Source organism: Cryobacterium aureum, from assembly GCF_002954245.1.
Taxonomy (GTDB): domain Bacteria; phylum Actinomycetota; class Actinomycetes; order Actinomycetales; family Microbacteriaceae; genus Cryobacterium; species Cryobacterium aureum.
Window position 1 is genome coordinate 467668 of the sequence record NZ_PPTG01000048.1, and the last position, 16272, is coordinate 483939.

14 protein-coding genes and 1 pseudogene are annotated in these 16272 nt (G+C 64.1%); 7 read left to right on the forward strand and 8 right to left on the reverse strand.

Annotation, left to right across the window (positions count from 1 at the left end):
• Positions 1-104: 104 nt before the first annotated feature.
• From CJ028_RS19015 to tkt, 3 genes are all read right to left on the reverse strand, one after another.
• On the reverse strand, positions 105-1706 hold the full coding sequence (locus CJ028_RS19015; protein WP_105036737.1) for a glucose-6-phosphate isomerase: 1602 nt from the start codon (positions 1704-1706) through the stop codon (positions 105-107).
• Positions 1706-2833: a transaldolase gene (gene tal, locus CJ028_RS19020; RefSeq protein ID WP_105036738.1), complete on the reverse strand. Its 1128-nt coding sequence runs from the start codon at positions 2831-2833 to the stop codon at positions 1706-1708. The genes CJ028_RS19015 and tal overlap by 1 nt, the downstream gene beginning before the upstream one ends.
• 109 nt (positions 2834-2942) lie before the next feature.
• Positions 2943-5036, reverse strand: a complete 2094-nt coding sequence (gene tkt / locus CJ028_RS19025; protein ID WP_105036739.1) for a transketolase — start codon at positions 5034-5036, stop codon at positions 2943-2945.
• A gap of 342 nt (positions 5037-5378) precedes the next feature.
• On the opposite strand from tkt, the gene CJ028_RS19030 reads away from it, so the two are divergent.
• The gene (locus CJ028_RS19030) at positions 5379-6299 is read left to right on the forward strand and encodes a heme o synthase (protein WP_105036740.1); all 921 of its coding nucleotides are present in this window, start codon (positions 5379-5381) and stop codon (positions 6297-6299) included.
• A 46-nt stretch (positions 6300-6345) separates the two neighbouring features.
• Here the strand turns inward: CJ028_RS19030 and CJ028_RS19035 are convergent, their stop codons facing one another.
• On the reverse strand, positions 6346-6933 hold the full coding sequence (locus tag CJ028_RS19035) for a hypothetical protein (protein ID WP_105036741.1): 588 nt from the start codon (positions 6931-6933) through the stop codon (positions 6346-6348).
• A gap of 95 nt (positions 6934-7028) precedes the next feature.
• The gene (locus tag CJ028_RS19040) at positions 7029-7973 is read right to left on the reverse strand and encodes a COX15/CtaA family protein (protein WP_240607425.1); all 945 of its coding nucleotides are present in this window, start codon (positions 7971-7973) and stop codon (positions 7029-7031) included.
• A gap of 354 nt (positions 7974-8327) precedes the next feature.
• On the opposite strand from CJ028_RS19040, the gene sufB reads away from it, so the two are divergent.
• The 5 genes from sufB (at position 8328) to CJ028_RS19065 (ending at position 12485) form a co-directional block, all read left to right on the forward strand.
• Positions 8328-9746 (forward strand): Fe-S cluster assembly protein SufB, encoded by a 1419-nt coding sequence (gene sufB / locus CJ028_RS19045; protein WP_104129095.1) that lies wholly within the window; start codon positions 8328-8330, stop codon positions 9744-9746.
• The gene (gene sufD / locus CJ028_RS19050; protein WP_105036742.1) at positions 9747-10994 is read left to right on the forward strand and encodes a Fe-S cluster assembly protein SufD; all 1248 of its coding nucleotides are present in this window, start codon (positions 9747-9749) and stop codon (positions 10992-10994) included. It begins immediately after the preceding gene.
• 2 nt (positions 10995-10996) lie between these two features.
• Positions 10997-11323, forward strand: coding sequence for a non-heme iron oxygenase ferredoxin subunit (locus tag CJ028_RS19055; protein ID WP_092340113.1), 327 nt, complete (start codon positions 10997-10999; stop codon positions 11321-11323).
• A 63-nt stretch (positions 11324-11386) separates the two neighbouring features.
• On the forward strand, positions 11387-12151 hold the full coding sequence (sufC, locus tag CJ028_RS19060; RefSeq protein WP_105036743.1) for a Fe-S cluster assembly ATPase SufC: 765 nt from the start codon (positions 11387-11389) through the stop codon (positions 12149-12151).
• Positions 12152-12155: 4 nt separating this feature from the next.
• Positions 12156-12485, forward strand: a complete 330-nt coding sequence (locus tag CJ028_RS19065; RefSeq protein WP_092107875.1) for a metal-sulfur cluster assembly factor — start codon at positions 12156-12158, stop codon at positions 12483-12485.
• 72 nt (positions 12486-12557) lie between these two features.
• On the opposite strand, the pseudogene CJ028_RS19070 reads toward CJ028_RS19065, so the two are convergent.
• The 3 genes and pseudogenes from CJ028_RS19070 to CJ028_RS21850 all read right to left on the reverse strand — a co-directional run.
• A pseudogene (locus tag CJ028_RS19070) lies at positions 12558-15098 on the reverse strand (polynucleotide kinase-phosphatase); the annotation flags it as partial.
• Positions 15095-15472, reverse strand: coding sequence for a hypothetical protein (locus CJ028_RS21845; protein ID WP_338064151.1), 378 nt, complete (start codon positions 15470-15472; stop codon positions 15095-15097). The gene CJ028_RS21845 and the pseudogene CJ028_RS19070, both read right to left, overlap by 4 nt.
• A gap of 34 nt (positions 15473-15506) precedes the next feature.
• Positions 15507-15968 (reverse strand): hypothetical protein, encoded by a 462-nt coding sequence (locus CJ028_RS21850; RefSeq protein ID WP_338064152.1) that lies wholly within the window; start codon positions 15966-15968, stop codon positions 15507-15509.
• 64 nt (positions 15969-16032) lie between these two features.
• Here CJ028_RS21850 and CJ028_RS21040 point away from each other — a divergent pair, with 64 nt between their 5' ends.
• Entirely contained in the window at positions 16033-16182 is a 150-nt protein-coding gene (locus CJ028_RS21040) for a hypothetical protein (RefSeq protein WP_161499030.1), read from the forward strand.
• Positions 16183-16272: the final 90 nt, after the last annotated feature.

Here is a 16272-nt window from a genome sequence, read left to right on the forward strand (position 1 = left end):
GATTGCACACAGCGCGGGCGCTGGGAAAAGAATAGTGCGTTCAGCTGGTTGATTCCTCGCGGTCTATCCGCGAGCAACCAACCAGCCTCTCGATTCCGGTATTGCTAGGCCAAGGCTTGGAACAGGGTGGAAATATTCTGTTTCGGCTCCGTCAGGGTTAACGTCAGCACCGGACGCCCGTGCTCGGCGAGCACGCTCGCGTCGCCACTGGCCTGCGCCTGGATGAGTTCGCCAAAGGTGAACGGACGCTCGGGAATGTCGAGGTCGTCCGTCGGCGTGGCCAGAATTTGCAGGTAGACCGCCGTCGCCGGACCGCCCTTGTGGAACTGGCCGGTGGAGTGCAGAAAGCGCGGCCCCCAGCCGAACGTGACCGGACGCTTCGACAGGGCGGCGAGCTTGTTGCGAATCTCGGCCAGCTCCGGCAGTGCCAGGCGGTCGACGTAGGCCTGCACGGCGACGTAGCCGTCGGGGCCGAGCTCCTCGAGCAGCGCGTCGATCGCCGAGGCGAGGTCGCTTGCCGCTCCGATGACGTGCGGCGTGCCACGCACTTCGATGCCGTCGGCGATGAACGCGGCCGGCTCCGGCCCGGGACGGGCATCGAGGAGACCGCGCGTGGCGATCTTTGCAGACTCCACGTCGGGCTGGTCGAACGGGTTGATGCCCAGCAGGCGCCCGGCAACGACCGTCGCGTATTCCCAGACCAGGAACTGCGCTCCGAGGGTTCCGCTGACGCGAATCTCGTCGCCTGAGTCAGGGAACAGTTCGGTTCCGGCATCAGCGACGACCCGCACGAGCTGCACGTCCGGCAGCGTTTCGGTCAGCTCGGGAGCGTCCAGTTCGAGCACGACTGGCAAGATGCCGGTACCGAGCTTGCCGGTGGACTCGGCAATGAGCTGTTCGACCCAGTCGGCGAACCCGACGATGTGGGTACCGTCCGATACGATGGCGAGCTTGTCGCGGCGCGGGCTGGTGGCGGCGATCGCCGCACCGAGCACTAGTCCCGGGTTCTCGGGCGAGTCAACGGCCAGGGCCAGGGCGACGGACTCGGCCTCGTCGAGGAGCGCACCGACGTCGACGCCGGCCAACCCGGACGGCACGAGACCGAACGCGGTCAGTGCGGAGTAGCGTCCGCCAACGGTGGGGTCGGCGTTGAAAACGCGGTAGCCGGCTTCTCGAGCGGATGCCTCGAGCGGCGATCCGGGATCGGTCACGACGATGATGCGCTCGGCCGGATCGATGCCGATCGCGCGGAAAGCGCGTTCGAACACGCGGCGCTGGCTGTCGGTCTCGACGGTTGAGCCGCTCTTGGACGAGACGACGAGGGCCGTTCCGACCAGGTTGTCGTTCAAAGCGGCCAGCACCTGGCCGGGGTCGGTGGCGTCGAGCACGGTGAGGCTCACACCGGCGGTGCGGGTGATGACCTCGGGGGCGAGCGATGATCCGCCCATGCCGGCGAGGGCGATCTGGGTGACACCGCGAGCCTGAAGAGTGTCTCGTAGTTCCACGATTTCGGCCACGAGAGGGCGGGACACGGCTACAGATTCGGTCCAGCCGAGACGCAAAGCCGCCTCAGCTTCGGCTTCCGGTCCCCAGAGTGCGGGGTCGAGTGCGGTGATTCCGGAGGCGACCAGGTCTGTGACGAGGGTGGGCACGGTGGAGCGAACGGCGTCAGCCGCAGCGCCACTCACCGAGATCCGAAAGCTCATTAGACTGCCGCGCTGGTCGAGGCTGCGGTAAGAGCGGTCTGCACGGTGTCCAGCAGTTCGTTCCAGGACACCTCGAACTTGGAGAGACCTTCTTCTTCGAGCAGACGGGTGACGTCGTCGTAGGAGATGCCCTGAGCGGCCAGCGCGTCGAGGGCGGCGTTCGCCGCGGTGTACGAGCCGGTGACCGAGTCGGCCGGGATGACGCCGTGGTCGGCCGTGGCCTTCATGGTCTTCTCCGGCATGGTGTTGACGACCTCGGGGGCGACGAGCTCGGTGACGTAAAGGGTGTCGGGCAGGCTGGCATCCTTGACGCCGGTCGAGGCCCAGAGCGGGCGCTGCTTGGTGGCTCCGGCCTTGATCAGGCCAAGCGCACGCTCACTGCTGAACGCCTGCTCGTAGACCTGGTAGGCGAGCTGGGCGTTGGCGACGCCGGCCTTGCTCTTCAGAGCCAGGGCTTCGGGGGTGCCGATCGCTTCGAGGCGGGTGTTGATCTCGGAGTCGACACGCGAGACGAAGAACGAGGCAACAGAGTGAATCGTGGAGAGGTCGATTCCGGCGGCCTTGGCCTGCTCGAGTCCGGCCAGGTAGGCGTTGATGACCTGGCGGTGACGCTCCAGGCTGAAGATCAGAGTGACGTTGACGCTGATACCGAGGGCGATGGTGGCCGTGATGGCTTCCAGTCCTTCGATCGTCGCGGGGATCTTGATCATCGCGTTGGGGCGGTTGACTTTTTTCCAGAGCTGCTGGGCTTGGGCAACCGTGCCGGCTGTGTCGCGGGCGAGGCTCGGCTCGACCTCGATCGAGACGCGACCGTCCTGGCCGTTGGTCGAGTCGTAGACCGGGCGGAAGATGTCGCAGGCGGCGGCAACGTCGTCCGTGGTGATCGCGAAGACGGCGTCGGTCACGTTGGTGCCGGCAGCGGCCAGGGTCGCAACCTGCTCGGTGTACGCCTCGCCCTTGGCGAGGGCGCCGGCGAAGATGGTCGGGTTGGTGGTGACACCGACGACGTTGCTGTTCTTGATCAGGTCTTGCAGTCCACCGGAGTTGATTCGCTCACGGGAGAGGTCGTCAAGCCAGATGCTGACGCCGGCGGCGGACAGCTGGGCGAGGGGGGTGGCGTTTGTCATGGGTGAAAATCTCCTGGTTGTGCTGCTTACGGCAGCGATCTGGTGCGGTGTGTGGAGAGGAACGGTGGTGTGACGCTAAAAAGGTGCTGACCCCGTATCAGGGGTAACGTCAAGCTGCGCTGATTGATTCCTTGGCGGCGGCGACGACGGCTTCGGTGGTGATGCCGAATTCACGGAACAGCGTCTGGTAGTCAGCAGATGCCCCGAAGTGCTCGATCGAGATGCTCCGGCCGGCGTCGCCGACGTAGCTCCGCCAGGTCAGCGCGAGGCCGGCTTCCACCGACACTCGAGCGGTGATTGCGGCGGGCAGTACGGATTCGCGGTACTCGCTGCTCTGCTCTTCGAACCATTCCAGGCAGGGAGCGCTGACGACGCGGGCGTTGATGCCCTCGGCGGCGAGCTGGGCGCGGGCATCCACGGCGAGTTGCACTTCGGAGCCGGTACCGATGAGGATCACGTCGGGAGTGCCGCCGGCCGCTTCGGCCAGCACGTAGGCGCCGCGAGCGACGTTCTTCGCGGAGGCGAAAATCTCATCGGATGCTGCGCCCTCGCCGCGCTCGTAGACGGGGATGTTCTGGCGGGTCAGCGCGATGCCGGCCGGGCCGCCCCGGCGTTCCAGGATGGTCTTCCAGGCCCAGGCGGTCTCGTTGGCGTCGCCGGGACGAACCACGTCGAGCCCCGGAATGGCGCGCAGAGTCGCAAGCTGCTCAATCGGCTGGTGGGTAGGGCCGTCCTCGCCGAGCGCGACGGAGTCGTGGGTCCAGACGAAGATCGACGGTGCCTTCATGAGCGCGGCCAGGCGAACGGCCGGGCGCATGTAGTCGCTGAAGATGAGGAACGTTCCGCCGAACGGGCGTGTATTGCCGTGCAGCACGATGCCGTTGAGAATGGCGGCCATGGCGTGCTCCCGAATGCCGAAGTGCAACACCCGACCGTAGGGGTTTCCGGTCCATTCACCGGTGGAGTGCTCGCTCGGAATGAACGAGGCTGCGCCGCCGATGGTGGTGTTGTTCGATTCGGCAAGGTCGGCCGAGCCGCCCCACAGTTCGGGGATGACGCCGCCGAGGGCGGTGAGTACCTTGCCCGACGCCGCGCGAGTGGAGACCGGCGTGCCGCCGGCGAACACCGGGAGGGCGTCGTCGACACCGTCGGGCAGGTCGCCGGAGAGTACGCGGTCGAGCAAAATTTTGCGTTCCGGGTTGGCGACGGCCCAGGCGTCGAACTGCACGGTCCACTCCGCGTGTGCGGCAGCACCACGCGCCAGGGCCAGACGGGTGTGCGCGATGACCTCGGGGGCCACGTCGAAGGTCTTTTCCGGGTCGAAGCCGAGAACGGTCTTGACTCCGGCGAGTTCTTCGGCCCCGAGGGCGGAGCCGTGGATCTTGCCGGTGTTCTGCTTCTTCGGGCTCGGCCAGCCGATGATCGTCTTGAGGATGATCAGGCTGGGCTTGCCTGTTTCGTTCTGGGCGGCTTCAATTGCCGCATTCAGTTCGGCGACGTCTTCGACATAGGAGCCGGTCTTCTTCCAGTCCACCGTCTGCACGTGCCAGTCGTAGGCGGCGTAGCGCGCGGCGACATCCTCGGTGAAAGCGATGTTGGTGTCGTCTTCAATGGAGATCTGGTTGCTGTCGTAGATGGCAATCAGGTTGCCGAGCTGCTGGTGGCCGGCGAGGGAGGATGCCTCGCTCGTGATGCCTTCCTGCAGGTCGCCATCGCCGGCGATGACGTAGACGAAGTGATCGAACGGGCTGGCGCCGGTGGCGGCATCCGGATCGAACAAGCCACGCTCAAAACGCGACGCGTAGGCGAAACCGACAGCGGATGCCAGTCCCTGGCCGAGCGGGCCGGTGGTGATCTCGACGCCGTCGGTGTGGCCGTATTCCGGGTGGCCGGGGGTCTTGGAACCCCAAGTGCGCAGGGCCTTGAGGTCTTCCAGCTCGAGGCCGTAGCCGCCGAGGTATAACTGCACGTACTGGGTCAGCGAGCTGTGGCCGACCGACAGGATGAATCGGTCGCGACCGATCCACTCGTTGTCGGCCGGGTCGCGGCGCATGATCTTTTGAAACAGGAGGTAGGCGGCGGGAGCGAGACTCATCGCGGTGCCCGGATGCCCATTCCCAACCTTCTCCACGGCGTCGGCCGCCAGAATGCGTGCGGTGTCAACCGCCTGATCGTCAACGGAATCCCATTGGAAAGCTGCCACGTCACGTAACCCTTCATTGAAGCGAAGGCGGGTTGAGCTCAACCCATCCTTTGATAGTTGTGCAAGTGTCGGCAGCCGTGTCACCGGCAACGCCGCGCCATCCGGCGCGGGACTGCAAGCGAAACATCACCCCCGGCGAGTTGGCCTGCTGGTGCAGCCATCTCCCACCCGGGGGCTCGCCGAACTACTGATTCACTGTGGGGAGCACTATAAGTATAGGGACGAATGACCCGGGACGCTCGAATTGACGTGGCATGACGACACAATCTGGATTCGTCCGGGGTGGAGCGTCCCTCGAGGCGTGTCCTAGAATAAGAAGACTTGCCTAGCGTTAGAGGATTAATGGACGTCGCCCTGAAGACCCCGGTCCGGAGCGGACCGCGCACAGTGAAGCGCACCCTCAAGGCCTACGTCTCCCTAACCAAACCGCGCGTGGTCGAGCTGCTCCTCGTGGTGACGGCACCCACCATGCTCCTCGCAGAGCGCGGCATCCCGAGCCTCTGGCTGATCCTCGCGACGCTCGTCGGCGGGTCGCTCAGTGCGGGTTCCGCCGGTGCCTTCAACTGTTACCTCGATCGTGATATCGACCGCCTCATGAAGCGCACCAAGAATCGTCCCCTGGTCACCGGAGAACTCAGCGACCGAGAAGCGTTGATCTTTGCGTGGGCGCTGGGAGCGGCATCCATTCTGTGGCTTGGCCTGCTGACCAACTGGCTGGCCGCTGCGCTGTCGTTCGGCGCGATTCTGCTCTACGTCGTGTTCTACACGATCATTCTCAAGCGTCGTACCCCGCAGAACATTGTCTGGGGTGGTGTGGCCGGTTGCATGCCCGTGCTAATCGGTTGGGCGGCCGTGACCGGCGAACTGTCCTGGCCACCGGTCATTCTGTTCATGATTATCTTCCTGTGGACACCGCCACACTACTGGCCGCTTTCCATGAAGTACCGCGCGGACTACCAAGCTGCCGGCGTGCCGATGCTCGCCGTCGTGCGTGGTCGCGCACAGGTGGGCCTGCAGGTCATCTTGTACGCGTGGGCCACGGTCGCCTGCTCTCTGCTGCTGATTCCGATCGCGGACATGGGTCTTCTCTACAGCTTTACTGCCCTGGTCACGGGTGGCTGGTTCATCTACGAGACGCATCGGCTGTACAGCCTTGCGATTCGACACGAGCATGTGTCACCGATGCGTGTCTTCCATGGCTCGATCGCGTACCTGACGCTGTTGTTCGTGGCCGTTGGAGTGGATCCGCTGCTTCCGTTCTAGGCCGCGGGCCTGCCGAGCCCGCAGCGGATGCTCAGACCCTGGGTGTTCAGACCCGGCGAGTGAGTCGGGCGTCGATCTTGCCGACGTCGGCCGAATGGATCACGACCGTGACCACTCGGCCGGCCAGGGCCATCGCCGTTGCAGTGAAGTCGAAGGCAGTCACTGTGATGGCGGCAAGGGCCGTGTCGTCGACGACCAGGTTCGACCGGTGCGCCAGCGCGAGTTCGATCTCCGACTGCTGGTGCGTGTGGCGTTCGGCCCATAGTTGCGACCCGAAGTCGTAGGGGTTCTTGGCGAAGTTCATCACGATGTACTGCAGGTGCTGGTTGAGTGCGTCTCGAATCGGGTCGCCGCCGCGATTGGTGGAGCCCGGAACATCGGTGAAGACAAAGCCGCGCAGTTCGGCGATGCCGACCGGACCGGCCGGGGAATCCTCAAACCAGAAATTACCCGACTGGTCGGCGAGCCAATAGTGCGCCTGCGCCTCGAGCGTGCGTCCGTGGTTGCCGTACCAGCTCCAGCCGCGTTCCTGCAAGCGTGGCTGACGCACGAACCCGAAGACCGGAGGGCCGAACAGGGCAAGGCGGGCCGCGTCGTCTGGCGGCTTCGATTTGGCTCCCGGTGCGAGATGCATGTCTGGAGAGTACACCGGCGGCCACCGCAGGGGGAGAGGCACGCGCAGATAACTCTGCCGGGCCGAACATCATTGGCTGGAACGAGCCATCGTCGCTAGCGGCTACTGCTTTCGCTGGCAGTGGAACGCTCTGTGACTGAGGCCGTGACACCGGTCGGAGCCTTGAGGTTCAATACGACTGCGGTCATTGCCGCGGCGAGTATGCAGGCCAGAACCATGTGCAGGCCGACCAATAGCGGTGGCAGTCCCAGGTTGGCCTGCAGGAGCCCAACCACGATCTGCACGAGCTCGATCACCAGGAGCGCGACGACGAAGGAACGCACCGGCAGCTTGCCGCGAACGGATACCACGAGCAACACGATCGTCAAGACCAGCGTCGCATAGCCCGGCCAGGCGTGCAGATGTTCGAGCAACTCAGCGTTGAAGCCGGTGCGTCCAGCGTCAGCGTCACCGGAATGCGGTCCGGAGGCGGTGGTCAGCACTCCCATCAGCACGGTCAGCGCTACGACGAAACTCGTAGCGTGGGCCAGCCCGGCGAAGCCGGCGGGAACAACGAGGGCGCGCGGCCCTGGAGCAAGATAGACCCGGTGCACGAGCACGGCCGCAATGCACACCATGATCAGCGAAACCGTGAAGTGGAAACCGACGATCAACGGGTTCAGCCCGGTCAGTACGGTGACTCCGCCGACCAGCGCCTGGGCGAGAACACCGGCGGCGAGAATCACCGCGAGAGTGAACAGATCCTTGCGCTCGGTGCGCAAACGCCAGAGCAGCACAACGGCCGCGATGGCAATAATGCCGATCAACCCGGTCATCGTGCGGTTAGCGAACTCGATGACCCCGTGCAGCCCCATTTCCTCTGTCGGCACGATCGATCCGGCGACACAGGTCGGCCAAGTGGGGCAGCCGAGCCCGGAGCCGGTGAGGCGAACAGCCCCTCCGGTTCCCACAATCAATATTTCCGTCACGAGCGAGAGCCAGGCGACCACCCGAATTCGTCCGTCGATAACACTAGGTAGCCGTTGGTATATCGGATTCACCGGTTCTGCTCTCTCTGTCAATCTCATGATCGCGCGCCATCTGATCGTGCCCTGTACAAATGTGAATCGACCGGCAAGAACGCGTATGTTGCTGATCAACCTGTAGAATTAGGATCTCCATGGAGATTCTTCGTGCAGTCATGGTGATTGCGCGTTGTCAATCGGAACCGAACAGCTCTTCACCAGGCGCTGGCCGGCTCGGCTGCATCTTTAGTTCCATGAATATTCTAGGTACGCAACGTAGCTGTCCACACAACCCGTTCCCCGTGGTCTCCACTGAGTTCATCAGTACGGAGGCTCCGTGGGAATGACCGGACTAATATCCGGGTTGTGCTGGGTAGAGAAGAGGTAATAATGTCGGATGTCCTGCTAGACCGTCCCGACCTTGAGGGGATTGGCACCTACGAATTTGGGTGGGCCGATTCGGACAAGGCCGGAGCATCCGCTCGCCGTGGTATTTCTCCCGAGGTTGTCACTGACATCTCCAACCTGAAATCCGAGCCGGATTGGATGCTGCAGCGACGCCTCAAAGCCCTGCAGTTGTTCGAACGCAAGCCCATGCCCACCTGGGGCGCCGATCTTTCCGAGATCGATTTCGACAACATCAAGTACTTTGTGCGGTCAACGGAGAAGCAGGCCCAGACTTGGGAAGACCTGCCTGACGACATCAAGAACACCTACGAGAAGCTCGGTATCCCCGAAGCTGAGCGCCAGCGCCTCGTCTCCGGTGTCGCAGCCCAGTACGAGTCCGAAGTGGTTTACCACCAGATCAACGAAGAACTTGCAGCTCAGGGCGTCATCTTCATGGACACCGACACGGCGCTCAAGGAGCACCCGGAGTTCTTCGAAGAGTACTTCGGCACCATCATCCCCTCCGGCGACAACAAGTTCGCCGCGCTGAACACGGCCGTCTGGTCGGGCGGGTCGTTCGTCTACGTGCCGCCCGGCGTGCACGTAGAGATTCCGCTGCAGGCCTATTTCCGCATCAACACGGAGAACATGGGCCAGTTCGAGCGCACGCTCATCATTGCCGACGAGGGCAGCTACGTGCACTACATCGAGGGCTGCACCGCCCCGATCTACAAGTCGGACTCGCTGCATTCCGCCGTGGTCGAGATCGTCGTGAAGAAGAACGCCCGCGTTCGCTACACAACTATCCAGAACTGGTCGAACAACGTTTACAACCTCGTAACCAAGCGGGCCACGGCGGGCGAAGGTGCCACGATGGAGTGGATCGACGGCAACATCGGTTCCAAGGTCACCATGAAGTACCCGTCCATCTACCTCATGGGCGAGCACGCCAAGGGTGAGACGCTCTCCGTGGCCTTCGCCGGCCCCGGCCAGCACCAGGACGCTGGTGCCAAGATGATCCACATGGCTCCGTACACGCAGTCGTCGATCGTCTCCAAGTCCATCGCCCGTGGCGGCGGACGCAGCGGCTACCGAGGCGAGGTTCGAGTGGATGCCTCCGCGCACCACTCCGCCAACACCGTGCGCTGTGACGCTCTCCTGGTCGACACCCAGTCACGTTCTGACACCTACCCGTCCATCGACATCCGTGTCGACGACGTGCAGCTCGGCCACGAGGCCACCGTCTCACGCGTCAGTGAAGAGCAGTTGTTCTACCTGATGAGTCGCGGTATGCCCGAAGATGAAGCTATGGCCATGATCGTTCGCGGATTCATCGAACCGATCGCCCGGGAACTACCGATGGAGTACGCCCTCGAACTCAACAAGCTCATTGAAATGGGCATGGAAGGATCCGTCGGCTAAATGTCCGCCGCTTCAGCGCTTTCGAAGAGCGCTTCAAAAACTGTGCCCGCACCATCCACACCCGCTGCCGGCTCGTCGACTTTGACGCCCGGCCAGCACGGAATCAAAGAACACTCCGACGGACGTTTCGGCTACGTGCCGGTGCAAACCCGGTCTGATCGTTTCAAGAGCGTCAACGTGGCCGATTTCGATGCCGTCACCGGCCGCGAAGCCGTCTGGAAGCACTCGCCCGTCGCGAAATTCACTGACCTCACCGCCGGTACTCTCGACGGCTCGCGCTACCTCATCGAGTCCACCCCGTCAGCCGATATCTCGGTTGACTGGGTGCCCAGGTCGGATGCCCGCATCGGCACCGCGGGACTGCCGGAAGAACGCGCCGCCGCCAACGCCTGGGGCGTCTTCGACGACGCCCTCGCCATCACGGTCAGCGGTGAGGAAGCCAAGGAGATCACGGTGACCCGATCGGCTCTCGGCAACACGGCCCGCGGCGCCCACACGATCATCGAGGCCAAGCCGTTCAGCCAGGCCACGGTCATTCTGGCGAACACCGGTGACGCCCGGCTCAGCGAAAACGTCGAGATCATCCTCGGCGAGTCCGCGAACCTCACGGTCGTCTCGCTGCAGGAGTGGGACGACTCGGCGGTGCACCTGGCCAACCATTTTGCATCCATCGGTCGTGACGCCCGACTCAAGCACGTCGTCGTCTCGCTCGGCGGCAGCATCGTGCGGGTCAACCCGTCTGTACGTCTGGCCGGACCGGGCTCGGACACGCTGCTCCTCGGCCTCTACTTCGCGGATGCAGGCCAGCACCTGGAACAGCAGGTGTATGTCTTCCACGACGCACCGAAGAGCCGCAGCCGCGTCAACTACAAGGGTGCGTTGCAGGGCCAGGACGCCCGTACGGTCTGGATCGGCGATGTGCTGATCGGTAACAAGGCAGCAGGCACCGACAGCTACGAACAGAACCGCAACCTCGTACTCAGCGAGGGTACGCGCGCCGATTCCATCCCCAACCTGGAGATCGAGACCGGCAATATCGTCGGGGCCGGTCACGCCAGTGCCACTGGGCGTTTCGACGACGAACAGCTGTTCTACCTTCAGTCTCGCGGCATCACTGAAGAAGAAGCGCGGCGCCTAGTCGTGCGCGGATTCCTCACCGAGGTCGTGCAGCAGATTGGTTCCCCCGAACTTGAAGCTCGGTTGCAACTCGCAATCGAAGCTGAACTTATTGGAACGGACGACAAGTAAGCATGGCCGCAACGAAGATCTGCGCTCTCGATGAGCTCGAAGTAAACCAGGCCGTCAAGGTCGAAATCGACGGGGTCGCCATCGCCCTCGTGCGTGATGCCGCCGGCGACGTGTTCGCCATCGGTGATACCTGCACGCACGGTGACATCTCCCTGTCGGAGGGATTCGTGGAAGGCCAGACTCTCGAGTGCTGGGCCCACGGCTCGATGTTCTCCCTCACCACAGGCAAGCCGCTGTCCCTGCCGGCCTACGACCCGGTCCCGGTTTACAACGTGGAACTCATCGACGGTTTTGTCTTCGTCGATCCGTCTGTAACCGTCGCGGTCTGAGCCGATCAAACTCCGGCACCGACCGCCCTCCAACTTTAGAATTTAGAAAGGGATAAGACATTCATGTCTGTTCTTGAGATTAAAGACCTGCACGTCAGCGTCGAGACCGACCAAGGCACCAAGCAGATTTTGCGCGGCGTCAACCTCACCATCAACGAGGGCGAAATCCACGCCATCATGGGCCCGAACGGCTCCGGCAAATCCACCCTCGCCTACACGATCGCCGGCCACCCCAAGTATCACGTCGAGAGCGGCTCCATCCTGCTCGACGGAGCCGAAGTACTCAAAATGACAGTGGATGCGAGAGCTCGCGCCGGTCTGTTCCTCGCCATGCAGTACCCGGTAGAGATTCCCGGAGTGACCGTCACGAACTTCCTGCGCACCGCCAAGACCGCCATTGAGGGTGAAGCCCCGCCGATCCGTACCTGGATCAAGGACGTGCGGGAGGCGATGACCGGTCTGAAGATGGACAAGGCCTTTGCCGAGCGCAACGTCAACGAGGGCTTCTCCGGTGGCGAGAAGAAGCGCAATGAGATCCTTCAGCTTGAACTCCTCAAGCCGAAGTTCGCCGTGCTCGACGAGACCGACTCCGGGCTCGATGTCGATGCGCTCAAGATCGTCTCAGAGGGCGTCAACCGCGCCAAGGCCAATACCGGCCTCGGTCTTCTGCTCATCACGCACTACACGCGCATCTTGCGTTACATCCACCCCGACTTCGTGCACGTCTTCGTCAACGGGCGCATTGCAGAGCAGGGCGGTCCCGAGCTCGCCGACCGCCTCGAGGACGAGGGCTACGATCGCTTTCTCGTCCCGTCGAACGTAGGCTAGTCCTATGGCCTCAACACTCAGTCCGGCTCGCTTCGATGAAATCGAAGAAGCCCTCAAAGACGTCATGGACCCGGAACTCGGCATCAACGTCGTCGACCTCGGGCTCATCTACGACCTCGGCTGGGACGACGAAAACAACGCACTCATCATCCACATGACCCTCACCTCGGCCGGTTGCCCGCTGACCGATGTGCTCGAAGAGCAGACGGCCGAAGCGCTCGATGGCGTCGTTGACCAGTTCCGAATCAACTGGGTCTGGATGCCGCCGTGGGGTCCGGAGAAGATCACTGACGACGGCCGCGACATGATGCGAGCCCTCGGCTTCGCCATGTAACTCCAGCTCTATCCCGAAGGCCCCGCCTGCATCCGCAGTCGGGGCCTTCGTGTTTTGCCTCAGAGCCTGGGCTACCGGCTCCGATTCCATGGCGAGCACACCGAAGACAGCTTGGTGAACCCGCCACAGCGGCTCATCTGCGACAAAACGCTCGACGGCTTCGACTCCGAGCGCGTACTCGCGGAGCGCCATTGAGCGCTTGTGCCCGACATCTCGGTCGCCCAGGCGCGCCAGGTTGGCTGGATCGAGGTAGTCCGGTCTGTAGATGATCCGCAGGTACTCGGCCCCGCGCACCTTGATGCCCGGCTGTGCAAGCGATCGCGTTCCGCGAACGAGGCCCGCCACCGGCTTGACCACCATGCCTTCACCGCCGGCGTCGGTGAGGTCCTCCCACCAGGTCGTGGCCGCGGCCTCCGACTCGGCCGACGTCAGGTCAACGTCGATGTATCGGGTGCGGCGGATCAGTTGTTCATCCGCGTCGGCTAGACGGTCGGCGATGGCGAGGTACCAGAAGTGATCCTGTCCCAGGTGGCTTGCTCCTGCGGAGGCGACCAGCTGGAAGGGGGCAAGTTGCACACCCTTGAGTCCAGACGCCGGCTGGCTGTAGCGCCGGTAAGAGGCTCGGTAGGCCTCGGCATTGGACGCGCGGTGCTTCGTGCGCGCGAGGAGATCGGTGACGTCGACACCCCGGTCGGCGGCGGCCTGCAGGATCCGAGACGCCGCGGGCAGGGCGCTCGTCGCGGCCGCTGCGACGCTCGCGTACTGCTCTCGGATCATTGGGCCCGCTTTGAGCGACCAGAGCAGCAGTTCGGCATCAAAGAGCAACCAGGACGTCTGGAATTCAGACCACAGCCCGGCCGTCTCGGCGGCTCTGTCGAGACGCGAGAGGAAGTCGTCGGTCGTCGACTCGCCGAAGAACGGTCGGCCCGTGCGCGTGTGGACTGCTCCGCGCCACCCCTCAGGCGCGCCGAACCGTGCGGGGTCTCGGGTCAGTAGCACGACCGCTCGGGAGCCCATATGCTTCTCCTCACAGATCACGCGATCGAGGCCCTCCCGGCGGTAAGTGGCGAACGCCTCGGCCGGGTGCTCGAGGATACCGTCGCGATCCGACACGTGCGGCGGGCTCATGGTCGGCGGCAGGTAGACGAGGCGCCGCGGGTCGGTGGCGAACCGGCTCATGACCTCGAGCGCGCCGGCTGCGTTGTCCTCGCGGATGCCGACCTTGCCGAACACCCGGGTCTCGAGGATCTGCTTGCCGAGCACGTCGTCGATCCTGAGCAGCCCAGGATCACGCGTCACGGCTCCTGTCGCGAGGCTGCCGCCGGATTCACGAACGTCCAGGGGCGCGACTGGTTCATACCAGATCCGCTGCGCCGGCACGTCGACAACTTCCTTCTCGGGATAGCGGAGGGCGCTGAGCTTTCCACCGAAGACGCAACCGGTGTCGAGGCACATCGTGCCGTTGACCCACTCCGCGTTGAGAGTGGGGACATGGCCGTAGAGAACGATCGCTTTTCCGCGGTAATCCTCGGCCCAGGGCAGCCGTATCGGCAGCCCGTACTCGTCGGTCTCGCCCGTCGTGTCGCCGAACAACGAGAATGCGCGCACGCGGCCTGAGGCTCGCCCTTGGTATTTCTCGATCAGACCGGCATGCGCGACGACCAGACGGCCGTCGTCGAGGACGAGGTGCGACACCAGGTCGCGGCAGAAGTGCCGCACCTCGCGGCGAAACTCCCCCGTCTCGCTCGATAGCTGGGCGAGTGTCTCGGCGAGGCCGTGGCTCGTCTGCACCTTCTTCCCTTCCAGGGCGCGCACCAGCTTCGCCTCGTGGTTGCCCGGCACGGCCAGGGCATGGCCGGCAGCGACCATGCCCATGGCAAGTCGCAGTACGCCGGGGGTGTCGGGTCCGCGGTCGACGAGGTCGCCCAGGAAGATCGGGCGGCGCCCTTCAGGGTGGACGGCGTCGATGGGTCGCTCCTCGGCGTCGTGGGTGAGCTCGTAGCCGAGCTTGGCGAGGAGCGTCTCGAGTTCACGGCGGCAGCCGTGCACGTCGCCAATAGCGTCGAAGGGGCCGGCCTCGTCGGATCGGTCGTTGAGAAGGGGTTCACGGATGAAATCCGCGGCCGCGATCTCGTCCAGCCCGGACAGCACGTGCACCCGGCGGAAGCCCTCTTTGCCGAGCTGTTTGAGGGAACGTCGAAGCTGATCGTGCTGACGCTTGATGACGGAAGCCCCGAACGCGCGGTCGGCGCGCGTGGCGTTGCGCTCGACGCAGATGTTCTCGGGGACGTCGAGAACGATCGCGACCGGCAGGACGTCGTGGGTTCGCGCGAGCGCTACGAGTGAGCGGCGGGCGTCAGGCTGCACGTTGGTGGCGTCGATGACGGTCAGTAGCCCGGCGTCCAGCCGCTTTCCCGCCACGAACCGCAGCGCTTCGAACGCTGCGGACGTCGCAGCCTGGTCGTTCTCGTCGTTGGAAACGAGTCCGCGGAAGAAGTCGCTCGACAGCGTTTCGAACTGCCCGAAGTGGGTGGCGGCGAACGTTGATTTGCCGGAGCCCGAGGCGCCGACGAGCACCACGAGCGACAGTTCGGGAAGAGGCAGGCGCATCATCGGTGGGTGGCCTTTCGGAACAGGGCGAGCTGGGTCGGGGAGCCGAGATTGACGTCGACGTCGCCGACCGTACGGTACTCGACCGAGTAGCCGCGGCGAGCCGCGACTTCAGTCGCCCAGGCAACGAACTCGGCCCTGGACCACTCGAATCGGTGATCGCGGTGCCGGAACGAGCCGGCGGGCAGCGACTCAAACAGAGCATTGAAGTCGGAGTTCGGCGTGGTCACGATAACCGCGCCAGGCGCGGCTGCTCCGAACACGGCCGACTCGAGGGCTGGGAGCCGATCCAGGTCGACGTGTTCGATCACCTCCATCAGCACGATCGCGTCGAGGCCGGCGATGCGGTCATCCTGGTACGTCACCGATGACTGCATGAGCTGCACCCTTTCGCGCTGTCTATCGCTGGCCTCACGCAGGTTGAGCGCTCGCGCAGCCTTGACGAGAACGCTCGCCGAGACATCGCAGCCGATAATCGTCGCGGCCCCTGGCCGGCACGGCCGCCACGGTGATCTCGAGGGGCAACGCGGATGCTGCGAGTTCGGCAAACGACTCGCTCGAACCGTTCATAGCAGTGCGGAAGACCTGGCCCAACGCGACGGCGATCATGGAAGAGGACGCATACGGCCGGTCCTTCACGTAACGGGCGAGCGTGGCCGCGTCGTTTCCCCGGAAGCGCTTGTCGCGCACCAGCCCGATGGGGTCGACCTCGAGGAGCAGCGCCACTGTGCAGCGCTCATCGGAGACCTCGGGGTAGAAAACGTGCGCCGTGCCGACACTGAGCGGAAATGCCTGCGCACGGTCCGGGTGCTTTCGAAGCAGGTGGCTCAGATTGGATGCGGCAGGCGCGGTCGAGGTGACTGTGACGAGCACGAGGATCCTTCCTTCAGGCAAACAGTAGCCGCCAGTCTATTGATGCCCGTTGCGGCTGTGTCGCATGTACCCGTGGCTTGGCACTGATCACAACGAGGTCGTCGACGACCGCGGGCTGGCCCTCGGTCTCAGCAATTCAGCACTCGTGTTCGCCGCCATCGGTGCCGGACTGGGCGCGTTCGCGGCCTTCGGTCGCAAGATCACGCGCGCCTGAGCATGGCAACCCGACTGCCTGCCCGATGGACGATGCTGGCTGTCGCCAGCCTCATTGCTGCCCTCAGCGTGAGTGCTGCGTCGACGGACA